This window comes from Leptolyngbya sp. PCC 6406, assembly GCF_000332095.2.
Lineage (GTDB): Bacteria > Cyanobacteriota > Cyanobacteriia > Phormidesmidales > Phormidesmidaceae > PCC-6406.
Map to the genome: position 1 here is coordinate 714910 of NZ_KI913949.1, position 25101 is coordinate 740010.

The 25101-nt window shown below is 54.0% G+C and carries 22 protein-coding genes and 1 tRNA gene; 7 read left to right on the forward strand and 16 right to left on the reverse strand.

All coding sequences use genetic code 11. The annotated features are described in order from the left end of the window. Positions 1 to 67: 67 nt before the first annotated feature. Both LEP6406_RS0203300 and hisG read right to left on the reverse strand, forming a co-directional pair. Complete coding sequence (locus LEP6406_RS0203300) at positions 68 to 1969, reverse strand: ABC transporter ATP-binding protein (RefSeq protein ID WP_008318866.1); 1902 nt, start codon at positions 1967 to 1969, stop codon at positions 68 to 70. A gap of 286 nt (positions 1970 to 2255) precedes the next feature. Further along, positions 2256 to 2900: an ATP phosphoribosyltransferase gene (gene hisG / locus LEP6406_RS0203305; protein ID WP_008318864.1), complete on the reverse strand. Its 645-nt coding sequence runs from the start codon at positions 2898 to 2900 to the stop codon at positions 2256 to 2258. 547 nt (positions 2901 to 3447) lie between these two features. Between hisG and LEP6406_RS0203310 the strand changes: the two genes are divergently transcribed. Next, on the forward strand, positions 3448 to 4488 hold the full coding sequence (locus LEP6406_RS0203310; protein ID WP_008318861.1) for a fatty acid desaturase: 1041 nt from the start codon (positions 3448 to 3450) through the stop codon (positions 4486 to 4488). Positions 4489 to 4508: 20 nt separating this feature from the next. Here LEP6406_RS0203310 and LEP6406_RS0203315 read toward each other — a convergent pair whose 3' ends face one another. Continuing rightward, a complete protein-coding gene (locus LEP6406_RS0203315) occupies positions 4509 to 5741 on the reverse strand; it encodes a methionine gamma-lyase family protein (protein ID WP_008318858.1) in 1233 nt (410 codons plus the stop codon). Positions 5742 to 5826: 85 nt separating this feature from the next. On the opposite strand from LEP6406_RS0203315, the gene LEP6406_RS0203320 reads away from it, so the two are divergent. Continuing rightward, a complete protein-coding gene (locus LEP6406_RS0203320; RefSeq protein WP_008318856.1) occupies positions 5827 to 6645 on the forward strand; it encodes an acyl-CoA desaturase in 819 nt (272 codons plus the stop codon). Between the two features lie 172 nt (positions 6646 to 6817). Here LEP6406_RS0203320 and LEP6406_RS0203325 read toward each other — a convergent pair whose 3' ends face one another. The 6 genes from LEP6406_RS0203325 to LEP6406_RS0203350 all read right to left on the reverse strand — a co-directional run bounded on the left by LEP6406_RS0203325 (position 6818) and on the right by LEP6406_RS0203350 (position 11301). Continuing rightward, positions 6818 to 8083, reverse strand: a complete 1266-nt coding sequence (locus LEP6406_RS0203325; protein ID WP_008318855.1) for an aldehyde dehydrogenase family protein — start codon at positions 8081 to 8083, stop codon at positions 6818 to 6820. 74 nt (positions 8084 to 8157) lie between these two features. Beyond that, complete coding sequence (locus LEP6406_RS0203330) at positions 8158 to 8565, reverse strand: hypothetical protein (protein ID WP_027268804.1); 408 nt, start codon at positions 8563 to 8565, stop codon at positions 8158 to 8160. 68 nt (positions 8566 to 8633) lie between these two features. After that, positions 8634 to 8705 (reverse strand) — tRNA-Gly (locus LEP6406_RS0203335). Between the two features lie 70 nt (positions 8706 to 8775). After that, a complete protein-coding gene (gene ribH, locus LEP6406_RS0203340; protein WP_008318853.1) occupies positions 8776 to 9351 on the reverse strand; it encodes a 6,7-dimethyl-8-ribityllumazine synthase in 576 nt (191 codons plus the stop codon). Between the two features lie 206 nt (positions 9352 to 9557). Continuing rightward, positions 9558 to 9749, reverse strand: coding sequence for a photosystem II reaction center protein PsbZ (psbZ, locus tag LEP6406_RS0203345; RefSeq protein ID WP_008318851.1), 192 nt, complete (start codon positions 9747 to 9749; stop codon positions 9558 to 9560). Positions 9750 to 9873: 124 nt separating this feature from the next. Continuing rightward, entirely contained in the window at positions 9874 to 11301 is a 1428-nt protein-coding gene (locus LEP6406_RS0203350) for a carotenoid oxygenase family protein (protein WP_027268806.1), read from the reverse strand. Positions 11302 to 12215: 914 nt separating this feature from the next. Between LEP6406_RS0203350 and LEP6406_RS29920 the strand changes: the two genes are divergently transcribed. From LEP6406_RS29920 to LEP6406_RS0203365, 3 genes are all read left to right on the forward strand, one after another. After that, positions 12216 to 12896: a PEP-CTERM sorting domain-containing protein gene (locus LEP6406_RS29920; protein WP_008318848.1), complete on the forward strand. Its 681-nt coding sequence runs from the start codon at positions 12216 to 12218 to the stop codon at positions 12894 to 12896. 771 nt (positions 12897 to 13667) lie between these two features. Continuing rightward, positions 13668 to 14783, forward strand: a complete 1116-nt coding sequence (gene hpsE, locus LEP6406_RS26415; RefSeq protein WP_008318846.1) for a hormogonium polysaccharide biosynthesis glycosyltransferase HpsE — start codon at positions 13668 to 13670, stop codon at positions 14781 to 14783. Positions 14784 to 14879: 96 nt separating this feature from the next. After that, positions 14880 to 16079: a glycosyltransferase gene (locus tag LEP6406_RS0203365; protein WP_008318844.1), complete on the forward strand. Its 1200-nt coding sequence runs from the start codon at positions 14880 to 14882 to the stop codon at positions 16077 to 16079. Here LEP6406_RS0203365 and LEP6406_RS0203370 read toward each other — a convergent pair. The 6 genes from LEP6406_RS0203370 to rfbC form a co-directional block, all read right to left on the reverse strand. Further along, positions 16016 to 16969 (reverse strand): glycosyltransferase family 2 protein, encoded by a 954-nt coding sequence (locus LEP6406_RS0203370; RefSeq protein ID WP_008318842.1) that lies wholly within the window; start codon positions 16967 to 16969, stop codon positions 16016 to 16018. The two genes, LEP6406_RS0203365 and LEP6406_RS0203370, sit on opposite strands and share 64 nt — an antisense overlap. 77 nt (positions 16970 to 17046) lie before the next feature. After that, the gene (locus LEP6406_RS35575) at positions 17047 to 17187 is read right to left on the reverse strand and encodes a glycosyltransferase family 2 protein (RefSeq protein WP_008318840.1); all 141 of its coding nucleotides are present in this window, start codon (positions 17185 to 17187) and stop codon (positions 17047 to 17049) included. A gap of 24 nt (positions 17188 to 17211) precedes the next feature. Continuing rightward, positions 17212 to 18321, reverse strand: a complete 1110-nt coding sequence (gene rfbB, locus LEP6406_RS0203375; RefSeq protein ID WP_008318839.1) for a dTDP-glucose 4,6-dehydratase — start codon at positions 18319 to 18321, stop codon at positions 17212 to 17214. 34 nt (positions 18322 to 18355) lie between these two features. Further along, positions 18356 to 19432, reverse strand: a complete 1077-nt coding sequence (locus LEP6406_RS0203380; RefSeq protein ID WP_008318836.1) for a glucose-1-phosphate thymidylyltransferase — start codon at positions 19430 to 19432, stop codon at positions 18356 to 18358. Continuing rightward, entirely contained in the window at positions 19429 to 20331 is a 903-nt protein-coding gene (gene rfbD / locus LEP6406_RS0203385) for a dTDP-4-dehydrorhamnose reductase (protein ID WP_008318834.1), read from the reverse strand. Before rfbD ends, LEP6406_RS0203380 begins: the two co-directional genes overlap by 4 nt. Continuing rightward, positions 20328 to 20885 carry a dTDP-4-dehydrorhamnose 3,5-epimerase gene (gene rfbC, locus LEP6406_RS0203390; protein WP_008318832.1) on the reverse strand — a complete coding sequence of 186 codons (558 nt, stop codon included), beginning with the start codon at positions 20883 to 20885 and terminating at the stop codon, positions 20328 to 20330. The genes rfbD and rfbC overlap by 4 nt, the downstream gene beginning before the upstream one ends. A gap of 194 nt (positions 20886 to 21079) precedes the next feature. On the opposite strand from rfbC, the gene LEP6406_RS0203395 reads away from it, so the two are divergent. Then, entirely contained in the window at positions 21080 to 22042 is a 963-nt protein-coding gene (locus tag LEP6406_RS0203395; protein ID WP_036029144.1) for a hypothetical protein, read from the forward strand. A gap of 196 nt (positions 22043 to 22238) precedes the next feature. Here LEP6406_RS0203395 and LEP6406_RS0203400 read toward each other — a convergent pair whose 3' ends face one another. Continuing rightward, positions 22239 to 22772 carry a DUF4346 domain-containing protein gene (locus LEP6406_RS0203400; RefSeq protein WP_008318828.1) on the reverse strand — a complete coding sequence of 178 codons (534 nt, stop codon included), beginning with the start codon at positions 22770 to 22772 and terminating at the stop codon, positions 22239 to 22241. Between the two features lie 301 nt (positions 22773 to 23073). On the opposite strand from LEP6406_RS0203400, the gene ftsH reads away from it, so the two are divergent. After that, positions 23074 to 24954, forward strand: a complete 1881-nt coding sequence (gene ftsH, locus LEP6406_RS0203405; RefSeq protein WP_008318826.1) for an ATP-dependent zinc metalloprotease FtsH — start codon at positions 23074 to 23076, stop codon at positions 24952 to 24954. Positions 24955 to 25101 lie beyond the last annotated feature (147 nt).

The window sequence follows — 25101 nt, forward strand, 5'->3', positions numbered from 1 at the left end:
TGGGCTGGTGCGACAGAATAGTAAGCCTATTTCAGCCTAGGTGTACTAGTTCTGTGGACTGTGACGCCTATGCCTCCAGCATTTGCAGCTTGTAAAGACTGGCATAAAGTCCTCCCTGGGCTAGCAGGTGGTCGTGGCTGCCCTGTTCCACCAGTTCTCCCTGCTTCAGCACCAGAATTCGGTCTACGTTGCGAATCGTGGAGAGACGGTGGGCGATGATGATGGCGGTGCGATTTTCCAGTAGGCGTTCTAGAGCTTCCTGAATCAGTGCCTCGGTGCCCACATCCAAGTTCGCGGTTGCTTCGTCCAGAATCAAAATGCTGGGGTTGCGAATGGCGGCACGGGCAAAGGCTAGGAGTTGCTTCTGGCCTCCGGACAGGTTTGTCCCCCGCTCTCTTAACATCGTGTTGTAGCCCTGGGGCAATGCCTCAATGAGGCCATCTACATTGGTGCGGGCAGCGGCGTCCTGAACGGCGGCTAGGGAATAATGTTCGCCTAGGGTGATGTTGCTCTTGACATCCCCCGCAAATAGAAAGCCGTCTTGCAAGATCACTGCCATTCGTCGCCGCAGTTCCGCCTGGGGAAGATCGCGAATACTGACCCCATCCAGCAGAATATCCCCTTGGCTTACGTCATAGAGGCGGCACAGCAGGCGAATAATGGAGCTTTTTCCGGCTCCTGTGGGGCCGACGAGGGCAACCTTCTCGCCGGGACGAATGGTAAAGTCTAATCGTTTGAGCACATACTCGTCGGATTTGTAGCCAAACCAAACGTCACGAAAGCGAATTTCAGCCGCACGGGGGGTAACCTGCTGGTCATTAGGAATGGGGGGTTGACCATCGCCCCCTAGAGCCCTGGGGGTTGGACTGGGCGAACCTGAACTGGCTGCGATAGCCCATTTGGGATGGTCTTTGACCATCGCACCTTTTGGATCCTGAATTTCTACTGCCACGCTAAACAGATCGGTAATCCGCTCTACGGCGGTAAATCCTGCCTGGATTGAGGTGAACTTATCGGCAAATTGCCGCAGGGGATCAAATAAACGCTGGGCAAACAAAATAAATGATGCCAGGGTGCCAAAGGTGAGAGCATCCTGCATCACCAGAACCCCCCCCAGCCAGAGAACTGCTGCGATCGCAGCTAGGGCCACCCACTCCAACGTAGCGGAGACCGCTGAATCGTAGAAGATCGTCTTATCCACCGCCCGAATATACTGCTGATTTACAGCACGGAAGCGCTCCGAGTTGAAGCGTTCCCGCCGAAAGATCTGCACCACATTGATACCAGTGATATTCTCCTGGAGATTGGCATTCAGCTCCGATAGCTTTTCCCGTGCTCGATAGTTGGCCTTGCGATACTGCTGCTGAAAATACACAATCAGCCAGGTTACGGGAACCAGCATAGTCAACAACAGCAACGCTAGTTGCCACTGCAAAAACAGCATCGTCACCGCGATCACGCCGATGGAAAACAGATCGCTAAAAATGCCCACTGCCCCCGTAGAAAAGACATCCCCCAGGGCATCTACATCACTGGTTAGGCGCGTGATCAGCCTGCCCACGGGGGTGTGGTCAAAGAATCGCATGGCTAAGGCGGTGACATGGTGAAACAGATCATTGCGAATATTCGCCGTGATTCGCTGCCCCACCCGCTGAACCAAGTAGCTTTGCCACCCGTCTAGAGCCAACCGGACCGCCACTGTTGCCAAAAGCAGACCCACCAGGAAATTCAACCCGCCCTGAAGGCTTCGACCCTCCAGAAACCACGCCACGGGCTCTGCCCGAATCAGGGAGATGGCCTGTCCAATCAAAATCGGCTGCGCCGCGTTGGCCAGAGATAGGGGCACCAGCAAGACAAACGGGAGCCACAGCTCCCGCCGTTGTGCCCGAATATAGGGCCACAGCCGCAAAAATAGTCGCCAGTCACTTTGGCGCTCCGCAGCAGGTATTGAAGCGGTTACAGCGGTCATGGAGTAGTCCTAAATGAGTTCTGTCTAACTAGGGAGACTAAACCTGGCCCAAGTCCAGAAGTGAAATTTTCCCGGTGGGGAAACTCCAGATTTCGAGCTGGACTTGGTATAGGCTAGTGTTCCGTTAGGAAAATTTTGACGGGTCGAAGATCCTTGAAATTTTTTAACCCCAACTAAACTTCAGGATTTCGGTCCCCTGCCGATCATGAATGGACTGAGCACTAGGGATATTAGGTGCTTGGGAGCGTTATGGAACGCTCCCAAGCCCTCCCAACACTCAGGGGAGTTACGCGATCGCTAGGGCCTCCTGCCTCAGCTTATCGATCCACTCATTCATCTGATCTGCATTGATCCGATAGCTGATAGGGTGGGCGATCAGGCGGGCAGTGCTTTGGTAGAGCACCTCTAGCTCCACCAGATTGTTTTCCTGGAGAGTGCGCCCAGTGGATACCAAGTCTACGATAGCCTCCGACATCCCCGTGATGGGTCCCAACTCCACCGAGCCATAGAGGGGCACGATGTCTACGGGTAGGTCCAACCCTTGGAAATAGTCCCGAGCGCAGTTGACAAACTTAGAAGCTACCCGGCTATGGGGAGGAAGGTCCAAGGCTGATCGATAGGGGCTCGTTGCCTTTACCGCCACCGACATCCGGCAATTGCCAAATCCCAGATCCGCCAGTTGAGCCACTGCGGGTTGCTTTTCCTTGAGCACGTCGTAGCCGACAATGCCCAACTGTGCCTGCCCATACTCCACGTACACGGGAACGTCTTGAGTCCGCACCAGCAATGCCTGGGCCTGACCCCTGGGATCGGATATCTGAAGTTGCCGATTTGCAGGATCAAGAAAAGCGCTGAAATCCAATCCAATCGCCTGAAACAGCCGAATACCGTCCTTGAGCAGCGCCCCCTTGGGGAGTGCAATGGTCAACATAGTGATCCTAATATGCAATGGCTTCCCGATCCTATCAGGATGTTCGGCTCCTTCCCTCGCTGGGTGACGACTAGGGGCTGTGGACAATCCAAGCCAGATTCCTGGTTATGGGGCGGTTACAGCCCCTGGCTTGATGCCGTAGGGCGGGCCTGGTCATGCCTACCTCACAAGGGTTTCCCCGTTAATTGTTCACACGTCCTAGGGGGAGGGGCAGTTAGGGGAATGACTTCAAGGGGAATAACTTCAATAGGATGGCCTATTCATCACGGCGGTGGATCAGGTGACTATCGATCCCCATCTCTGAGCCATGTCTACCCATCCCCCCACACCGTAGTAGAATCTAAAGGTTTGTAAACCTACTCTCATTTCAGAGGTACAGCGGACTTTGGCGGTCTCAACCCCAGGGTTGGGCAGAATTGGCTACGCGGATTTCCGTCGAGGGGCTAATGGGCGATAGTCCTGAGTTCCAGGCTTTCCACCATCGGCCTACCACCATACGCATAAAAGAAGCTGCTGTTTGAGATATTGCAGGAGACTAGCTCTGTCCATGACTGTTACGACTGAAAAACCAGCTTCCGATGGATTTCCAAGTTCCCTCAGCGATATTCAGATTAGAGACATTATTCAAACCCTTCCGGATCAATGCTTTGAAAAGGACTGGCGCTTAGCATGGCGGGCGGTGGGGATCAGTCTAGGGGCAGCGGCCTTGGGCTATTGGGCAATCGCAGTGTCTCCCCTATGGCTACTACCTTTGGCCTGGATTTTTACAGGTACGGCACTTACGGGCTGGTTTGTGATTGCCCATGACTGTGGACACCGTTCCTTTGCCAAGAAGCGATGGGTTAATGATTGGGTAGGGCATTTTTTCATGCTGCCCCTGATATATCCCTTCCATAGCTGGCGGCTCTTGCATGACCACCACCACGTCCATACCAATAAGTACGCTGTGGACAATGCTTGGCATCCCTGGGATATCCATGACTATTTACAGGCTCCCATCGCTATTAGCTCTAGCTATCGGGCCTTTCGCAGCCGACTTTGGTGGATGGCCTCGATCATTCACTGGGCCGGGATGCACTTTGCGCCTGGGAATGTCGCCCCCCGCGATCGCGCCAAGGTGAAAACCTCTGTAGTGGTCGTCCTAGTCTTTGCTGCTATTGCCTTCCCCACCCTGATTGCCACCACGGGTCTGTGGGGCTTGGTGAAATTCTGGTTGATGCCTTGGCTGGTGTATCACTTTTGGATGAGCACCTTCACCCTGGTGCACCATACCAGCATGGATATTCAGTTTCATCCCGCAGAGTCTTGGCAGGCTGCCCAAGCCCAACTGGCGGGTACCGTCCACTGTACCTATCCCCGCTGGATTGAGATGCTGTGTCATGACATTAACGTCCACATTCCCCACCATGTCTCCGTAGCGATTCCCTCCTATCGCCTACGGCAGGCCCATCGTAGTCTCAAGCAGCACTGGCGGCCCTATGTCCAAGAGCAGGTATTTTCCTGGCGGCTGCTCAAGGGCATCGTGGACTACTGTCACCTCTATCACCCCACCCACGCCTATCAGCGATTTTGCGAAACCCGCCGATAGGGGGTGAGGTGAGGAACTACCTAATTCGCTGGGCCAATGGCCTCGATGGCAGCCTCTAGTGCGATCGCGACATGGGTCCAGTGGGTGCCTCCCTGGCAATAGGCAATGTAGGGCTCTCGCAAGGGGCCATCCGCCGATAGCTCTGAAGTGCTACCGTCTATAAACGTTCCTCCAGCCATAACTAACTCACTGTCATAACCGGGCATTCCAGCAGGCACAGGTTCAACATAGGCGTCAATGGGAGAATGGCGCTGGATAGCCTTACAAAAGGCAATAAGCTTGTCAGCACTGCCCAGTTCTATTGCCTGGATTACGTCCCGCTGAGGGGCATCGGGGGCGGGCTTGACAGGGTATCCCAGATTCGCCAAGGTGGTGGCGATCAGATAATTACCCTTCATGGCTTCTCCCACCATCTGGGGGGCGAGAAACAGTCCCTGGTAGAGCAAACGATTTTGTTGTAGGCTGGAGCCTCCACTGGCCCCTATGCCAGGTGCTGTCAGGCGGCAAGTGGCAGCAGCGACCAAATCCGCCCGTCCTGCTACATAGCCCCCCGCCGGGGCAATGGTGCCCCCCGGATTCTTAATCAATGATCCGGCCATTAGATCTGCCCCCACAGCCGTAGGCTCCTGAGTTTCCACAAACTCGCCGTAGCAGTTGTCCACAAAGCAGACCGTCCCAGGATTTTGCTGCTTCACCAAAGCCACGATGTTCTCAATTTCCGCAATGGTCAGGCTGGTTCGCCAGCTATAGCCGCAGGATCGCTGGATCAGTACCATTCGGGTGCGATCGCTCACCGCCGTCATCAGCCCATTCCAATCCACCTGTCCCGTTGCCGCCAGCGGCAAGACTCGATAGGTAATGCCAAACTCTATAAGGGAACCCTGACCTTGGCCCCGGAGTCCAATAACTTCCTCTAAGGTGTCATAGGGATTCCCTGCCACCGCCAACAGCTCGTCCCCTGGACGCAGAACCCCAAACAGGGCACAGGTGATCGCATGGGTTCCCGAGACAAACTGAACTCGTACGGCGGCAGCCTCTGCCTCCATCACCGAGGCAAACACCTGATCTAGGGTGTCTCGTCCCAGATCATCGTGACCATAGCCAGAGACACTGGCAAAGTGGTGGCTGCCCACCCGGTGTTCTCGAAAGGCAGCCAGCACTCGACTCAGGTTTTTCTTGACCTGAGCGTCGATTCCATAAAAAATTTGGAATAATTCCGGATTTGAAAGCTCTAGCGTTTTCAATTGTCCCATCCCGGTTTAGTTCGCGTTAAAGTCCCTGCGGGTTTATTTTCTCGCGGATTAACATTCACTTGTTCATAATCTGAGACGTTCTCGAATGACTGTTGCAACTCCCAACGTCCAACCCCGCATCAACTGGCCGACAGCGGTCTTTATGGTGCTGATCCACGCCCTTACCCTATTGGCCCTGATTCCAGGTAATACCACCTGGGGGGCCGTGGGCATTGCCCTTGCCCTCCACTGGATCACAGGCTGTCTTGGCATTACTTTGGGGTGGCATCGCCTGATTGCCCACCGCAGTTTTCAAGTGCCCAAGTGGCTAGAGTACTTTTTTGTGATCTGCGGCAGCTTGGCTTGCCAGCATGGCCCCATCGAGTGGGTGGGGTTGCATCGTCATCACCATCGCTTTTCAGATCAAGAGGCCGATCATCACAACTCGGGGCGAGGCTTCTGGTGGAGCCACATGGGCTGGATTTTCCATGAAGTCCCTTCCCAGGCGGAAGTATATCGCTTTACCCGAGACATCAGCAGCGATCCAGTGTATCAGTTCTGTAATCGCTACTTCCTGCCCATGCAACTGCCCCTAGCGATCGGCCTTTATTTGATGGGGGGCTGGCCCTTTGTGGTGTGGGGGATTTTCGTTCGCCTTGTTGTGGTGTACCACTGCACCTGGTTGGTCAACAGCGCCACCCACAAGTTTGGCTACCGCAGCCATGAGACCGACGATGCCTCCACGAACTGCTGGTGGGTTGCCGTGCTTACCTACGGTGAAGGTTGGCACAATAACCACCACGCCTTTCAACATTCTGCCCGCCATGGGTTGCAATGGTGGGAAATTGATCTGACTTGGATGCACATCCGCCTACTGAAGGCTCTGGGGCTTGCCTCTAAAATCAAGCTGGCTAGCGATGCTTAGTCCTCTCTAGGGGTGTCAACGTAAGCCGAGACAATATGGGCTCCGAGGAATTCAGGAGTCAGGAGTCAGAATCCAGTAATCTCCTAGATTCTGGCTCCTAACTCCTAACTCCTCCCCAGGAGATTGGTCCCGCTTTGAGTTGATACCCTTCCTTAGCGCTACTGCCTAAGGATCAGAGGCGGCTAGATAGCCCTTGGATAACGCTTTTCGGTGCGAGAAATGCTTCACGGGTAATGCGACCTCGATAGGGACCGTGTTGAGCTGCCATACCCAGAGCAATGGCCCCGGACTGGGCTGGGTTACGGATAAAGCGAGGCGACTCATTGATATAGACAGTGGCACTGCGTAAGCCCTGGGCAAACTGGTAGCTGTCTTCATAGGATTCGGTGGCGATACTGTCGGCATGACCGCTGCTATAGCGGTTAATCCAGGCGATCGCAGTGCTCATATCCGGTACCCGGCACAGCCATACCGTGCGCTGTAGGGAGGTGTGTTTCCAGCTCTCATCTCCCATGGTGGTCGGTGTCGTACCCGGTTCCAAGACCTTGACTGTCAATGTTGTCTGCAATAGATGCTGGAGTTCCGCGATCGCAACCTGTGGCACTTGGTCATCGATCAATACCTTTTCCACACAGTTCACTGGGTCAGGACTGCCGCGATGGCTCTCGATCACCATCGTCGCTACAGTTTTAACCTGCCCTGAAACGGACCAGTAGAGATAACAGTTGCCTAGGGCAGGAGCCAGCACTGGGGCCTGGGCCTCTCGACACACCTGCTGTACCAAGCTAGGGCGACCATAGGGAATGAGTAAATCCAAATCTGGGCTTTGCATCAGCCAGCGGCGGGCTGATTCCCCCTCACGGGCGGAAATCGCCTGGATCAGCCCAGGGTGCAGAGAACTCTCCGCCAAGACAGTGTGAAATACAGTTGCGATCGTTAGATTAGTCTGGCTGGCCTCATTTCCCCCCTTAAGCAAGAGACTATTGCCCGTGTGCAGACAAAGCCCCGCCGCGATCACTGCCAGTTCCGGTAACGCCTCATAGACAAGGGCAATCACCCCTAGGGGAACCCACTGCCGTTGGGCGACCCGATCTAAACCATAGGGCGTTCCAGCCATGCCCCACCCCCCCAGGAGAGGGGCAGGGATATCCAGCGCTGCTAGCCGCCGAAGAGTAGCGGTAGCCGTGTGGAGGCGATCTGGTGTCAGTCTCAGCCAGTCCAGAACCAACTCCGGTACCGCCATTTCTAAACTGGCTTCTAGGTCAAGCGTATTCGCTTCCAAGATGTCATCTTGGGCTTCATCTAGGGCAGTTGCTAGGCGGGAGAGGGTTGCCTGACGGGCCATAAAGGGAGCACCCTGGGCTGCCCATCGTCCCTGTCGAACCACCTCTGCCAAATCGGCCAAGGACTGTACAGAAATCATGACATCGTCGGGCATCAAACCTATTACCTAAGAAACCAAAGGCGCTCAGACATCGAAGGCGGTGGGGGCAGCCATAGTGGCAGAATGTCTCAGCGGCGATAGGCCAGCCAAAAGACCCCCACAAAAAGCAATAGCACCGCTGCCACCATCAATAACCGTAGAGCCATCGCCATGGTGGTCGGTGGCTCTAGGACTGCTAGCAGAAGCACAAACAGCCCCACACAGACCAGCACTAACACCATAGGTAGCATTTGACGGCTCAAGCGGGAGCGGTCTAAACGCCACTGTTGCCCCGTCCAATACCACACCCGCTTGTAGGGGTAATGGGTAGAGAGCTGCTCTAAGAGATGGCCCGATTCCTTAACCACAAAAATTTGTTGGCAGCGATCGCAACCAAACGCCTCCGTTAGCGTAATGGGAACCAGGCGACCTCGCCGCCGACAGGGGCAAGGATACTCTGCTTGCAAGTCAATCTTATGATTTCGTCGAGAACGCACAGAATGCCCAGCCAAGCCAAGGACAGTTTGAAGCAATCCTAACGCTGTTCCAGCCGTTTTTCTAAAAAAGCGGGTAACGCGATTCGAACGCGCGACATTCACCTTGGCAAGGTGACGCTCTACCACTGAGCTATACCCGCTTGTGTCATTTTTGACTGTCACCAGTCTCACAAAAAATGGTGACTTTGTCAACGACTTTCACGGCTAGAGTTAGGCCGAAGGCTTTGCTACCACGGGAAAAGTGGACGCCGGTAGGGCGGTATCCCCAGAGCCAGCCGAGAAGCTTTTGGAGGATCCAGGTGAAGATAATTCGTGGATTTGCCCCATCAAACTTGCCATCTCCAGAGCACTCATGGCATAGTTCCAGCCTAGATTGCTCTTGATGCCAGCCCGCTCTAACGCCTGCTGCATCGAGTCCGTCGTCAGCACCCCAAAGATAACCGGAACCCCCGTTTGAAAACTGGCGGCGGCCACCCCTTTAGACACCTCCCCCGCCACATAGTCAAAGTGGGGAGTCTGTCCTCGAATGACGGCTCCCAAGCAAATAATGGCGTGATAACGCCCACTGAGGGCCAATTGTCGAGCCACCATGGCAATCTCAAAACTACCAGGCACCCAGGCATAGTCCACCTGATCTCCATGGGGATCAACATTGATGCCGTGGCGCTTGAGACAGTCTTGGCAACCTGCCAACAGCTTTTCTACCACCAGATCGTTAAAACGACCAATAACCAGGGCAATCCTCAAGGGTTTGCCCTGGACAAAGGTTCCTTCAAAAACAGTCATAAATTCAGTTCAGCGATTTCAGCCTAAGAGTGTTCCAGCTCAGGAATTGTCCAGCATGTTCATCAACAGATCTAGGGATAAAACCCCTAGAGCAGCAAACCTAATCGACCCCTGGGATGATTTTGCAGATGGAATACTGTAAAAGAATTCCAGATCAATCCCCGTTCTGGATATGGTCGTAGCCCAAAATGTGAAAATGGACTGGATTAGGCCACCAGATAGTTCAAGCCGCCAACCACGACGACGAGAGCACCCCAAACAACGGAGCCCAGTAAAATCAATCGCTTAGATTGATCCCAATTTTGGGGGGAGGCATAGGCTACAGGTACCCCCACCACCATCAAGAAGGACAAAAGCACCAGCGCAAACAACGATAACTGGAATAGAATCAACAGCATTTATTTTATTCTCCCAACACAGCGGCCTCCGGCTTGGCGGCTACAGGGCCACTTTAGCCGACGAGTCTCTCTAGTAAGCTATCAGAAAGCGGAACCCTTGCGAAAGGCTTCTAACCAGGTCTTTTTAGGTTCTAGGATGCCAGGTGCCGTGGAAACTCGGAGGAATAACGCTGGGAAGCGCCAATCGGCATAGGGGTGGGGCTTCTAGTTGTTCGCTGTCGTAGATCCAGACTTCACTGCGGTGTTCGGTCCCATCGTAAACAACGGTCAACACCCAACCCCCCCCATCATCAGCGGCAACGTATAGGGGTTCCGCAGGATATCGTCCAGGGCCAGCATCAGCAATCGTAAGGGTTTCGGAGTGGGGATCAAAACGAGCGATCGCGCCGAACAGTTCACCTTGGGGGCTCGCAGGTTCAGGCCGATGGATAGCAAGGTAGGTGGGGGTCTGCGCGATATCAACTCCCCCACCCTGGGAGGGGAACTCGCAGGACTGGTTAACTAGGCAGCTCTGTTCCTGAACAGTTCCCGCTTGGGGGTTGATCCGGAGTCGCCACAGATGACCTGCCGCCGAGGTTTGGATGTGCCCCTGGGCAACTTCTTTCAAGTATTGGTTGGTGGCAAAGTCGGGGTATCGCACGACCTCCAGCACAATATCCCCAAATTCATCTACGTAGCCTTTGCCAAAGTGCCACTGAAACCAGGGTTCTGTCTCACCCCAACTCACGACTTCTAGGGTGTCTGCCTCGATCACAATCAGTTGGGTACCCTGCCGGGGTTGCCACATCAGGGCATCGCTAAAGCTCTTCAAGCCCAAAACCGCAGGCAAGGCATTCAATCGTACTGGGGGCACACAAAAGACCAGATAGCGATCGGCTAGTACAAAGTCATGGATGAGGGGAATGCCGTTCAGGGGCAAAGCCTGTTTCTGGAGAATATTCCCATTAACTCCGCTGCGGTAGAGATTCAGGGTGGCATTAGCCCCTGCCACCAGTCCAAAGTTGAAGATATCCCCTGTGGTCGGATGGCGCTTGGGATGGGCCGAGTAAGGTTCGTTGGCGGCGAGTTGCCCCAGGGCATCAATACCCTCTGTAGCCAAGGTATCTAAGTCGAGGCGATGGGGCCAGCCTCCTTCCCATAGGGCCAAGACTCGGTCCGGCAGGGCTAGGACGGCGGTGTTAGCCGCATTTTTGAGCTGGGTATTGAGGCGTTGCCAGAGGGGGCCAGGGGCCAGGCTACCGTAGCCGTTGTATAGGAACTGATCGGCGGCTTCTTCGGCCACATAGCCAGCGGAGCGCACATAGCGATAGGTGGCGGTGGCTTCTCCCCCGGCAAAATGGACTGCTAGTACGGCTCCATCGCCATCAAACCAGTGGGCCACGCGCCTGCCTTGGCGTTCTAGACGTCCCGGTCCATTGCGATAAAGGCTGCCCCGGAGCCCCTGGGGTAGCTGTCCTGATTGGACTGACAGTGGGGTGAGGGAGAACTCTTGGGCGGGAACTGCGATCGCGCCTCCCCAAGACTGTTGAACGGGCTCAGTTGCTATGGCCAATCCCCACCTGCTGATCACGCTTACTATATGTCCATTGTGACCGAATTTGTCGGGATCGGTTTTGTCGGGATTCGTGCCGTGGTCAAAACTGTGGGGCAGTTCCACTACCCACCAACCCGGTATTGCCAAGTTGGCTCACACCCTACCTTTGAGGGCAAGCTTTCAGGGTAGACTATCTCTGATCCATACTGGCTCTGATCCATACTGGGTCTTGGACATTCCCACCGCGATGGTCCTTGGCGTAGCCTCCCTAAGGACTTGCCTCGGACCCGAAGTGCTATCGAACCACTCTTATTGAAGCGGAGTTTAATCTTTGGGGCTGGCTATCTCTCCTCTGGGTGAAAGCAGCATCGGTTCTCCGTTGGCATTGGTGCTAGTGCATTGGCCCTACCTCGAACGGGAAGCCTACTTGCCCAGGGCCGAGATTATTCCTCACTAAATTGATCCCCTGCTAGAAACCCTCTGACTCTCGTCAGATCAGCCCATGTTTCTCCGTAAGATTTCTGCTAGTGGCCCACAGCCGGGGCAGGACTTTTACGGAGGGTTCAGGGAGCAGCAGGGTATGACGCGATCGCAATAAAACCGTAGGGATACTGTAATCAGCAGCGGCGCATCCGTGGATCCTGTAGGAGTAAGGCTTTGATCTTTGACTGATCTTTTTAATTTTCGAGCCCGTCTTCACAGATCCTTTATAGAGATGTCACTATGATGCGTAGGTGTAGAGCTCCCGAATGAATGCTCCAGCCGAATGGTTAATGTGTTTGACACAAAATTTATGGGAGCGATTCGGGATTGGGTGTGCATCGCATTGTGTTCTTCTGGGGTGACCCCTCACTAACCATCGGCTGCCTGAGTTGCACAGTCGATTCCGAAATCAGTTTTGTCCTTAGCGTTTTTTGTGGGTACTTTCTGCTATGACTATCAAAAATCTCGCCATTTTCACTGGGCTAGCCACTGGAGCCGCCGTCGCCTTCTCCGCTCTACCCGCTCAAGCTGTTACCTTTAGTATCCTGGATTATCAGTGCCCCACCGCTACTTGTGTTGACCTAGCTGCTGCTGGCTACAATACTTCTGGCGGAGCGCTGATCGACCCGGCTGGGGATCTTAAGAACTCTTACTTGACTCCCGGTTCCGATATCGGCGGGCCAGATACTGTGGATGATTCTGACAAGGTTACCTCTTATAACATTACCAGTCGGAAAAATGTTCCTGTAGGGGCTACCTCCGCAATCGAAGTTTTTGACCTCAAGGGTGCGTTTGACTTCTTCTGGGGATCTGTTGACACCTACAATGTTGTCGAGTTCTTCAAGGGTGGTGTTTCTACAGGTTTCGTCTTCACTGGCTCAGATATTGCGACAGCGGCTGGTGTTGGACCCGCAAACAGCTCGGGCAACTACCACTTTGATGCCTATGTCCTGTTTGAGGGAGATTTCGACAAAGCTGTTTTGTCTGTACATGACACTCTAGGAACAGGTATTGCCTTTGAAGTTGCGGCCAAGACAGCCGTACCTGAGCCGGCTTCCATCCTGGGTCTTGTGGCCATGGGTCTCTTAGGTGGCGGCTCTCTGCTCAAGCGTCAAACCCAAGAAGCCTAGACTCTTCCGCTAGAGGTTTAGCTCTTCAAGGTCGCCAGTAGGTTACTGGCGACCTTGTCTTTTTTGGACTGTTTAATCTTGAATTTATCTAAAGCGCTGGACAGTACAGGTTATTAATGGTTTAGATAGGGTCAGGGGAAGCACGATCTCCATTCCGATCTTGAAAATAGCCTTGGCTGAGGGAGTCGTGCTCCATAGGGAAGGTTGGTTACGGTGCGATTGCCACAGATAGCGCCAAACTAGTAAACCACTGCGGCGTAAAGGTTTACTCCCCCCTTGCCATCAGGCCGATAAGTTCCAGTTTTTTTAAGCCCCATGAGGGTTGCCGTTGGGCGATACTAGCGTTTACCCAAGAATTCCTGATTCATGGCCCCTTGGTAAAGCCGCCTCTAACAGATGACGGACGATATATCCCCCACGCCACTCGCTCCACCGAAGGCAGTCAGGCTTATGCCGCTTTACTAACCGCGATTGAAACCTGTCGCCGCCGGAACCTCTATCCCCTTGGCTTTACTTAGTCGAGGTCATTGCTCTCAGACGCAAAGGTCTATCGGCTGATCCGGTTCCTATGCTGCTAACTCAGGCCGTTTAAACAAGGTTTTTTGACCGGGGGGGAGTGAACCTTTACTATCCGTCAGCATACTAAATTGTGACAAGTTGAATGAAGCTGAGCCTTATCAGTCGGGTGTATTTGTCATGATGAAGCTGCCCCAACTTACCCTGCTTAGGACGAAAAACTTTTAGTGCTAATCCTATCAACACCGAGGGATCATGGCAGATGACGTGGATTTCACCGTGGCGATTTGCACCTATAACGGTGCCGAGCGATTGCCATTGGTATTGGAGCGACTACGATGGTCAGCGACCGGCCCAAAGGGGCCATCGCAGATCTTGACCCAGCCCTGTCCCTGGGAAATCATTGTTGTTGACAACAACAGTACCGATCAGACCGCCGACATCGTTGCAGGCTATCAACGAGAATGGCCGACCCAGATCCCCCTACGGTACGAATTTGAAGCCCGTCAAGGGCTAGGCTTTGCCCGTCAGCGGGCGATAGAAACCGCCCAGGGGCAGTGGGTGGGCTTCCTCGACGACGACAATCCCCCTGCCCAGAACTGGGTTGATGCTGCCTATCACTTTGGCCAAACCCATCCAGAAGCAGGGGTGTACGGTAGTCGGATTCAGGGCTGCTATGAAGTTCCACCACCAGAGGGCTTTGAGCGCATTAGTCGTTTCCTGGCCATTGGTGGCAGTTCCCAACTGCGCTGCTACAGTAGCCCAGACTATGAGGGCTTTCATAAACAGGTGTATCCCCCTGGGGCCGGGGCTGTTGTGCGGCGGGCTGCTTGGTTGGCCCTAGTGCCTAAGACCCTGGCACTCCAGGGCCGGGTCACGGGGCTAGGGTTACCGGGCGAAGATGTCGAAGCCTTTTCCTACCTGCGGGCCGGGGGTTGGGAAATTTGGCACAACCCCGCCATGGTGATCGAACACCATATTCCGCGCCAGCGTTTAGAACGGGCCTATCTGCATAAGTTGCTCTGGCGCACGGGCCTCAGCCGCCACCATACCCGCCGTCTGGCCCATCCTCCCTGGCGATATGCCGCCATGCTGCCGCTGTTTTGGCTGAATGATAGCCGCAAGCTCATTGGCCACTGCTGTCGCCATGCCCCCTGGCAGCACGACCTGATTGCGGATGGAGAACGGTTACTGCTTCTAGGTAGCTTGGTTAGCCCCCTATATTTCCTGTGCCATTTTCTATGCCTGGGTTTGCAAAGCACCTTTCAGACCCAAGGACAGAAAAAAATGACATCCCAGATGCCATCGTCTCAATATTTCCCGCTCCGTAAGCCTGGTATCTCCGGCAAAGAACACTACCCCCACCCATGAACACCCCCTCTGATATGCAGGCACATCTCCAGGAAGCCTTGGAAAAAATGGCGGACTGAATCCGCTGCCCTATCAATATCAAGTTTGCGCTAAACCATGTCTAACACTGATGACTCTGCTTGGGCTACTCCTAACTTGGCCAACCTCAAGATTGCCATGTATTTAAGGCTTCTGGTTGGTGGTGGCGCAGAACGGGTAATGCTTAATCTTGCCAAGGGACTTCTCCAAAAAGGAATTCAGGTTGATTTGGTTTTGAATACCAAGGCAGGAGCTTATTTAGATGAAGTCCCTGAAAGTATTCGGATTATTGACCTAAAAGCGCCTCGTCTGCTCCAGGGTCTGCCCAAATTGGCCAATTATCTTCGCCAAGAGCAACCCTTGATCCTGCTTTCAGCTCTGCATTACACCAATGAAGTTGCAATTTGGGCCACCCGTTTATCGGGGGCTAAAACCAAGGTAATTGTGGCAGAACATAATACTCTCTCTGCCCATGCCAAGCATTGTAAAGCCGAGCGCTTTTCCCCCTTGCTCGCTCGCTGGTTCTATCCTTGGGCTGATGGTGTGATCTGTGTCTCCCAATCTGCTGCCATGGATTTAGCCCAGGTGACCCACATGACACCTGAGCAGATTAAGGTCATTTACAATCCGGTCATCACCCCAGAGATGCTTGCTCAGGCCGCAATATCTCCGCAGCATCCTTGGCTAGAACCGGGCGAACCACCTGTGATTTTAGGTGTGGGGCGTTTAGGCTTGCAAAAGGATTTTCAAACTCTGATCACGGCATTTAGTCAGGTTGTCAAGAGCAGATCGGCTCGCCTCATGATTTTGGGGTCCGGATCCGAACGAGGCTCACTCGAACGCCTTGCACAAGATCTTGGCGTTGCTGAGCATGTGCATTTTGCAGGCTTTGTCCAGAATCCCTATGCCTACATTTCTCGAGCAGCAGTCTTGGTGCTGTCTTCTCGATGGGAAGGGTTGCCAACAGTACTAGTTGAATCCCTAGCTTTAAGAACACCTGTTGTTTCAACAGATTGCCCTAGTGGGCCTAGGGAAATTTTGAGTCAGGGTAAATTTGGGGCATTGGTACCTGTGGAAAACCCTGATGCCATTGCCTCTAGTATTCTGGAGACTTTAGAATCCCCCTCACTGACCACCCCTATCGATGATGCCTTAGCACAGCACTTGCAACAATTCACCCTGGAAACCGTTACAGAGCAATACATTCAGTATTTTTATGAGGTTTTGGGAGTCTCTCGCACCCAAGCTGGGCAGTCACCAAAACGTCGTAGCGCATAATCTCGAACCCCAGCTAGGTAGGCATGATGACTTCGGCGGCTGGGAGCGCTACCGACAGGGTTTAAGGCATAGATTAGATGTTTTACAAGCCCCTTGGCCAGGGGCCAAGTTAAACGTAGAGCTTGAGGAAAGCCAATATTACGCTCTATCCAGAGCAGTTGATTACGGGATTCAAAGTATTGCCTATGGGCAGCCCATAATCCCCCAACAAAGCTAGCTGATTCCTTGTGCCAAATTTTGGCTTGGGGCACAATCAAAAGTCGATAATTTAAGCGTTGAACTGCTTTTCCTAATTCGAGATCTTCCCAGAGGAGAAAATAATCCGTATTAAGCCTACCAATCTTTTGAATGATCTCGGTTTTAATAAATAGGGAGCAGCCTGGGATGAAATCAGTATCCTGAATTGCTTCCCACGTCTGATGATCATCAACCTGATGTAAGCCTAAGCTGAGGTATCGAGCGTCTCGCCAAGACCATTTCCCTCCAGCATTGAGTAAAACTCCAGGGCGGTCGTAGCGGTATATCTTAGCACCAAAGGCTCCCCCCTCTGGGTGTTGTTGACTAGCTAGGATGAAAGCCCTAAAGATTTCAGGATCAACGATAGCATCATTGTTTAGCAGGAAAACAAAGTCGTATGACTGGTTAATAACGTAGTCAATACCAGCATTGCATCCTCCTGAGAAACCTAGATTGGCTGAGTTTCTGATGATAATAGTTTCAGGAAATTGGTTTTTAATGGGCGTAGTTGGATCTTCGTTAGAGTTGTTGTCAACGACAATAATATGGTAATTTTCGTAATTGCTTTTATAAACAGACTCAAGACAGTTTAGCGTATCTGACAAGCCATTCCAGTTAAGGATGACAACACCAATGCTCGGTGATTCTTCCATGATTCAGATTGCCCTTGGAATTGATAATGAGAGTTCAGCAAGACTATGCAAGTTGGCAAGACATAGCTCACTTTTGTCTATGAGTGATGGTTATTGTCAACAACAATAATTTCCCATGAAATCAATTCGGAGACAGTTTGAGCTGTCAGGCAATCTAGCACTTCAGGTAGGCGTAATGCGCCGTTGTAGGTGCAAATAGCGACGGTGAGATTCACCATTTCAACCTCTATGGCCCATGGCCATCAGCTATAAATCTCATCATAGAACGCCTGATAGTCTGGAGTGAGGAGGGGTTGCCACCAGTCGGGGTGGTCTAAATACCAGGCAACGGTGTGCCGTAGTCCTTCCTTGAAAGTGACTTGGGGTGACCAACCGAGATCCGTTTGAATCTTGCGGATATCCATGGCATAGCGGCGATCGTGGCCTGCCCGGTCTTGGACAAAGGTGATCAGGGATCGGACGGGATGCACCGGAAGATCAGGGGCCATCTCTTCCATTAGATCACATAGATTCTCGACTAAATCCAGGTTTTTGACCTCAGCGTTGCCACCGATGTTGTAGGTGGAGCCCGGTGAAGCTTGGTGGAGTACTGCCGAGATCGCACTACAGTGATCCTCGACATAGAGCCAGTCCCTTACATTTTGGCCATCGCCATAGACAGGAATGGGTTTTCCTAAAAGAATGTTGACGATGGTGAGGGGGATGAGTTTCTCCGGGAAGTGGTAGGGGCCATAGTTATTGGAGCAGTTGGTCATGAGGGTGGGCAGACCATAGGTGTGGTGGTAGGCCCGCACCAGATGATCGCTGCCCGCCTTGGAGGCGGAGTAGGGACTATTGGGGGCGTAGGGGGTGGTTTCAGAAAAGGCTGGATCCTTTTCTCCCAGGCTGCCGTAAACCTCATCAGTGGAGACGTGGTGAAAGCGCAGGTGCTCGGGTTTTCCCTGGCTGACCCAATGGTGATAGAAGGCATCAAGGAGGGTGAAGGTGCCCACCACGTTGGTCTGAATAAAGGGGGCTGGTCCCAAAATTGAGCGATCTACGTGGGATTCGGCGGCAAAGTGGACAATCGTGTCGATCTCGTGGTCCTTCAGGAGCTGATCTACAAGGGCGCGATCGCAGATGTCGCCCTTGACAAAGGTGAGCGCCACCGCTGGATCCGCCTCTAGATCGGCTAAATTGGCCCGATTCCCGGCATAGGCCAGGGCATCTAGCACTACGACTGGCGTGCCATGGTGCTGCTGCCAGTAATGGACAAAATTAGAGCCGATAAATCCGGCTCCACCGGTTATCAATGGTCGCTTCAGACCTGATGGGGACACTTGCAATTTCTCCTTATCAGCAACATCCTGCATTGGGCGCGGAGACCGCGCCCCTACCGAAGACCCCCTAGGTCAACTCAATTTGGCTATCGTCGCCGATTAGAAACCGTAGCGCCTTGGGCCGCTGGGGAGCGGTGGTGAGTCTGGCCCGCTGGCCGATCAAACTGTCCACAATGCGCTGGTGAATGCCGACAATTTGCGCTCCCTGGAGGACAACGCTGTGGTCGATCTCGACATCCGTCAGAGTGACCCCATCGGCGATGCTGCTGTAGGCTCCGACGAAGCAGTTTTCCAAATGACAGTTTTCCCCAATCACCACTGGGCCGCGCACGGTACAGTTTACGAGTTGGGAACCGATGCCAATTTTCACCCGGCCACTCACTTGGCTGATGGCGTCCACTGTGCCCTCAATCTGGGGTGGCCCCAGGTATTCATCCAAAATGATGCGGTTGGCCTCTAACAGGTCGTCTTTTTTGCCCGTATCTAACCACCAGCCCGATAGGGTTTGGGCTTCCACGGTTTGCTGGCTATCGATAAGCTGCTGGATGGCGTCGGTGATCTCCAGTTCCCCCCGCGCTGAGGGGTGAATGTGGTCGATGGCGGTGTGAATTTCGGGAGAAAACAGGTACACCCCTACCAAGGCAAGGTTCGAGGGGGGAATGGGGGGTTTTTCCACCAACCGCAACACCCGGCCTTTGGGGTCTACCTCTGCTACCCCAAAAGCGGTGGGGTTTGGTACGGGTTTTAGCAAAATCAGGGCATCTAGGGCCTGGGCCTGGAATCGCTGCACAAAGCCCTTGAGGCCGTCTTGGATCAGGTTGTCTCCCAGGTACATGACAAAGGGATCAGCTTGCAGAAAGGGACGGGCAATTTTGACAGCATGGGCTAGCCCGTCGGGACTGGCCTGCAAAATGTAAGTGATTTTGGCTCCAAACTGCTCCCCTGTCCCGGTTCTAGCTTCGATTTCCCCGCCGGTTTCGGGACTAACGATGATGCCGATGTCGGTGATGCCCGCCTTAACTAGGCTCTCAATGCCGTACCAGAGGATGGGCTTATTGGCGACGGGTACGAGCTGCTTAGCTCCGGTGTAGGTGAGGGGTCGTAGGCGCGTGCCTTTGCCCCCGGAGAGAATCAAGCCTTTCATTGTCCCACCTCTTTCGCCAGTGTTTGTAGGTAGTCCTTCAGCATGATCCGCAGACTTTCCCGCCAGTGGGGGGCAGGGTGACCCAGGAGAGCGGTGATTTTTTGGCAATCCAGGACGGAGTAGGCAGGGCGGTGGGCGGGGGTGGGATAGTCACAGGTGGGGATGGGTTGTACGGTTTGCACTGCTAGGGGGAGCCCCAGGGCGCGGGCTTCTTCAAAAATCGCGATCGCAAAGTCATACCAACTGGCCACGCCGCTGTTGGTGTAGTGGTAGGTACCTGCCGGAGCCCTATCCCCCAGCCGCACCAAAGCCACCACCGCTGCGGCTAAATCCTCCACCCAAGTGGGGCTACCGACCTGATCTTGTACCACCCTCAAGGTTTTCCGTGTTTGTCCCAGCCGCACCATGGTTTTGACAAAGTTACCCTGGCCCTGAGTGCCATAGACCCAGGCGGTACGGAGAATCCAGTGGGCCTCTGGCAGGGCTGCCCGCACAGCCTGCTCCCCCGCCAGCTTGGTGCGGCCATAGACACTCAAGGGCTGGGTATCATCCCCTTCTTGCCAGGGCTGTCCCTGGTGGCCATTAAAAACATAGTCAGTGGAAATGTGGAGCAGTCGTGCCCCCTGGGCCGCCGCTGAAGCTGCCAGTTTACCGGGGCCATCTCCATTGACCCGTTGGGCCAGTTCCGCCTCCGTTTCCGCCCGATCGACAGCGGTATAGGCGGCGGCATTGATGATCACCTCTGGCTGATAGTCCGCCACCACTGCGGCGATTTGGTCGCTTTGGGATAGTTCAAGCTGATCTCGTCCCAGGGCGGTCACTGTGCCCAAAGTCTGGAGATGGGGCAACAGGGTGGCTCCCAACTGACCTCCTTTGCCCAGCAGCAATATCCGACTCATGGAAATACCTCTCCCGTTTCCAGGGCCGTCTCTAGAGAGAGCCCCGTTTGGTCCTTCGCCGACAGGATTGGGGGGGTAGTCAGGGGCCAGTCAATCCCGATTTGGGCATCGTTCCAGGCCAGGGTACGTTCGGAGGCGGGATGGTAATAATCCGTGGTTTTGTACAGCACATCGGCCTGATCGGAGATGACATAGAAGCCGTGGGCAAAGCCAGGGGGTACCCACAACTGCTGCTGATTTTCTGCGCTCAGCACCGTCCCCACCCATTGGCCAAAAGTGGGAGAACTGCGGCGTAAATCCACCGCTACGTCATAGATGCTGCCGCTGGCTACCCGCACCAGCTTGCCCTGGGTGTGCTCTAACTGGTAGTGCAGTCCCCGCAAAATACCCTGGGTGGATCGGGAATGGTTGTCTTGGACAAAGGTGTAGTCTAGTTGGGTCGTCTCTTGAAAGACCCGCTGATTGAAGCTTTCAAGAAAGAAGCCGCGATCATCTTGGAAGACGCGGGGCTCTAGGATCAGCACGGCGGGAATGGGGGTTGCCGTAATCTTCATGGAGATAGCAAGGGGGCCTCTAGGCTAACGGCTCTATTGTGCCGAAGGATAGGATTAAATCCGGCTTTAATCCTGTAAATGTTCCAAGAAGCTTTTCTTGGGAACTTTAAAGCCAACGCCGCGATGGTCAGAGACCGACCTCAAGGGGCCATCGCAGTATCGTGGAAGCCAATACTGGGACAGGGGAAATGTTTATGGTTGCGCCCTACCTATCTATTGTTGTGCCCATGCGAGAAGGGGTACCCCGAGACTGGTTTGACGCCTTTCTCAAGATCCAGGGCGAGGTGGAGCTCATTCTAGTCTATCCGCCAGGAGCCCAGCCCGATGCCCCAGCAGATCCGCGTCTGAAGCAGTTCATCAGCCCCTTTCGCGGCGAGATTATCCAGCGGTTGACGGGCCTGCTCAATGCCTCTGGCACCTATGTTTTGACCATTAACTGCGACGAATATCTGTCCCCCGCCATTTTGCAACTAGCGCGCCAATACTTTCAGCGATTTCCTGAAAGTTGGGTTTTGCGCCTGAGTACGAAAAAAGCGGACTATGGCGACGAAGTAGCTCTCAAGGCTCCTTGGCAACCGTTGCCGGACATGGCCAATATGGGAGTCTGTAGCTACCGAGAGGGTACCCAATCCCGCCATAGCCAGGGAGATTTGTTAGAGATTCCCATTGCACCGTTGAACAATACTTTTGACTTGGCCTTTCTCTGGCGGGGCCGCCGCGATCAGCGAGGTAGCCATACGGAGAATTTTGATAAAAAAGTCTGGAAAAACACGCTAGTACAGGCGGCACTGCAAGAAATCCTGCAAGCAATGGTGCTTTTTGGCCCAGTAAGATACCTGCCGTTCTGGTGCTTGGATCGCTTGCTGGGGCTTTCCCTCCAGGCGAAATTCTTTGAGGCGGGCAAGGTCATCGGCCACAAAATGCCTAAACCCGAACAGTTGCGTTCAGAAGATAATCCCCCAGAACACAAGCGGCAGGGCCGTTTCTATGTGTTTGCGGAAATTCTGCTGTTGCGTCGCTTTCCCCAGTACGGTTACCTCTGGACCCTGATTGGCCACCAAATCCGCGAGATCCCGGTGCGGGCGTTCAATTCGCAGGGTCGCAAGCTGTCCCAAGTCCTTCGGGACAATCCCTCTACTCCACCCCAAAAGGGGTAGAGGGCACCTTGCAACATTCAGCTTTATCAAAATGGAATTTTCTTTCCTGGAGATGGCCTAATCCTGGGGTATCAACTCAAAGCGGGACTAATCTCCTAGGAAGAAGTCAGTAGCTAGGAGAGTACTGACTCCTGACTCTTGACTTCTGACTCCTAAATTCCTTGGTACCAATATTGTCCCAGCCTACGTTGATACCCTAATCCTGCACATAGTCTTGGCCGGAGAGGAGGGCGATTTCTGCCCGGACAAACTCTCGGCCTAGGTAGGCAGCGTGATCTAATCGGCTCACTGGACAGGAGGTGGGGGAAGATTCAAACAGGGCAATGCTGAGTTCTTTGGCGGTGCGTCCAGTGTAAAGCTGGCTGTGCTGGCGCTGGACCTCGCCGCCACAGGGCAGGGGTTCCCCTGTTTCTGGGTCGCAGGCCAGCCCCTTGTCGTTAATGGTGTTAGTGAAGTGCTTGGCACAGATCAACCCCTGGGCCGGATCGAGGTAGATCAAAAAATAGCCACTGGGATCAAGCTCAATGAAGCGGTTAGAGAGGTGATCATCAAGGTCGGCAAGCTCGGTGGCGGTGGAAAGGGCAGTGTATTGGGGCATGATTATTACAACCGGGGCTGAGGGATGAACCGAGTCATGGGCAGAATCGGGGGTGCGATGGCCCCTTGGGGCCGGTCTCTGACCATCGCGATGCCATACCGTAGTGCGGTCGCCCTGGCGAGGGTTCATCATTATACCAATTGCCCTGGTATGGGGACAGTTATGGGGCAGGGCGGGCTTTGGGCACTGGACTGCTAAGGGGTGATACAACCTGAAAAGCCTTATCCGGCAAGGCTTTTAGGGGCTTTCCTCGCAAACGGCCAGAAGCCCATTAGGCAAAGGCTTTTGGCCACTCATCACCCCTTTAGGGAGCAGTGCCGGGCTTTGATACAGATGTAACTAACGTTTAATGTCGTAGTTCATCAAACGACCCAAGTAATCAAACAGCACCCGGTTACACTTTTGCGATACGCAATTGTGTGACGTGATTATCATGGCGATAAAAGATAAGCCCAACCCGCCTCGTTTTCGGCCCTTCAATAATATTTTTCTGATTCTGGGTATAGGATTCTTAGCCGCTAACTTTATTCTGCCCAGCATCCTAGGCCCGCAAATTCCCGGTGTGCCCTACAGCTTGTTCATTCATCAGGTGCAAGAAGGCGACGTGGCACGGGTCCAGGTGGGACAAAATCAGATTCAATTCCAACTGAAGCCGGAGACGGAAATCGGCGGCGAAGACCTAGGGCAGGTCTATTCCACAACGCCCATTTTCGATTTGGGTCTGCCCACACTACTGGAGGAAAAGGGAGTGGAATTTGCCGCCGCCCCGCCACCCAAGAATGGTTGGATTGGGAATGTTCTAGGTTGGGTGATTCCGCCGCTGATTTTCGTGGGCATCTGGCAGTTCTTTATCCGTCGTGGTGCTGGGGGTGGCGGTCCCCAGGGAATGCTTTCTATTGGTAAAAGCAAGGCCAAAGTATATGTCGAGGGAGAAGCGGCCAAGACCACCTTCGCCGATGTTGCTGGCGTTGAGGAAGCCAAAACGGAGTTGGTGGAGATTGTGGATTTCCTCAAAACTCCAGGCCGTTATACGCAGATTGGGGCACGCATTCCCAAGGGAGTTTTGCTAGTAGGGCCACCAGGAACAGGAAAAACTCTGCTGGCGAAAGCTGTGGCTGGGGAGGCGGGGGTACCCTTTTTCAGCATCTCTGGCTCTGAGTTTGTGGAAATGTTTGTGGGGGTTGGGTCTTCGCGGGTACGGGATTTGTTTGAGCAGGCGAAAAAGCAGGCTCCCTGCATTGTGTTCATTGATGAGCTGGATGCCATTGGTAAATCCCGCAGCAGCAATGGCTTCTACGGTGGCAACGATGAGCGAGAACAGACGCTGAATCAGTTGCTCTCAGAAATGGATGGCTTTGCCGCCGAGGATGCCACGGTGATTGTGCTGGCCGCTACCAACCGCCCCGAAATTCTCGATCCCGCCCTACTGCGTCCTGGTCGTTTTGACCGCCAAGTGCTGGTCGATCGCCCTGCGCTATCGGGACGAGAGGCCATTCTTAAGATCCACGCCCAGAAGGTGAAGCTGGGAGACGATGTGGATTTACATGCGATCGCAACTCGCACCCCTGGATTCGCTGGGGCTGATCTCGCCAACTTGGTGAACGAAGCCGCCCTGCTAGCCGCTCGGAGCGGACGGCCAGCGGTGGCTCAGACCGACTTTTCCGAAGCCATCGAACGGGTGGTGGCCGGTCTGGAAAAGAAAAGCCGCGTCCTCAACGACAAAGAAAAGAAAATCGTCGCCTATCACGAAGTCGGCCATGCCCTCGTTGGGTCGCTGATGCCAGGGAGCGGTCGAGTGGAGAAAATCTCCATCGTCTCGCGGGGGATGGCCGCCCTGGGCTATACCCTGCAACTGCCCACAGAAGATCGGTTCTTAATGGATGAAGCCGAACTGCGGGGGCAGATTGCCACTCTGCTGGGGGGGCGGTCGGCGGAAGAAATTGTCTTTAACAGCATTACCACCGGGGCTTCCAATGATTTGCAGCGGGCTACGGATCTGGCTGAACAAATGGTCACCACCTTCGGCATGAGCAAGGTTCTGGGACCACTGGCCTACCAACAGGGGGCGCGACCGATGTTCCTTGATCAGGGTATGCCCAATGCCCGCCGTTCCATGAGCGAAGAAACCGCCCAGGCCATCGATCGTGAAGTCAAAGACATTGTTGAAACCGCCCACCAGCAAGCCCTAGAGGCTATTCGACACAACCGCGATCTGATGGAAACCATCACCACGCAGCTCTTGGAAACCGAAGCACTCGAAGGCAAGACCCTGCATCATCTCCTCGACCAAGTTCAGGCTATTCCCGTGACCTGACACTAAGGGAATCGTAGGAAAATAACGTACCCGCTGATCGGGCTTTCTCCCTTCGGGAGAAAACCTGGTTACTTGGGACACTATTAACCCGCAGATCCCTAACCGATACACCGAGGCCGTTTCAACACAATTCTTTTAGAGGTTTAT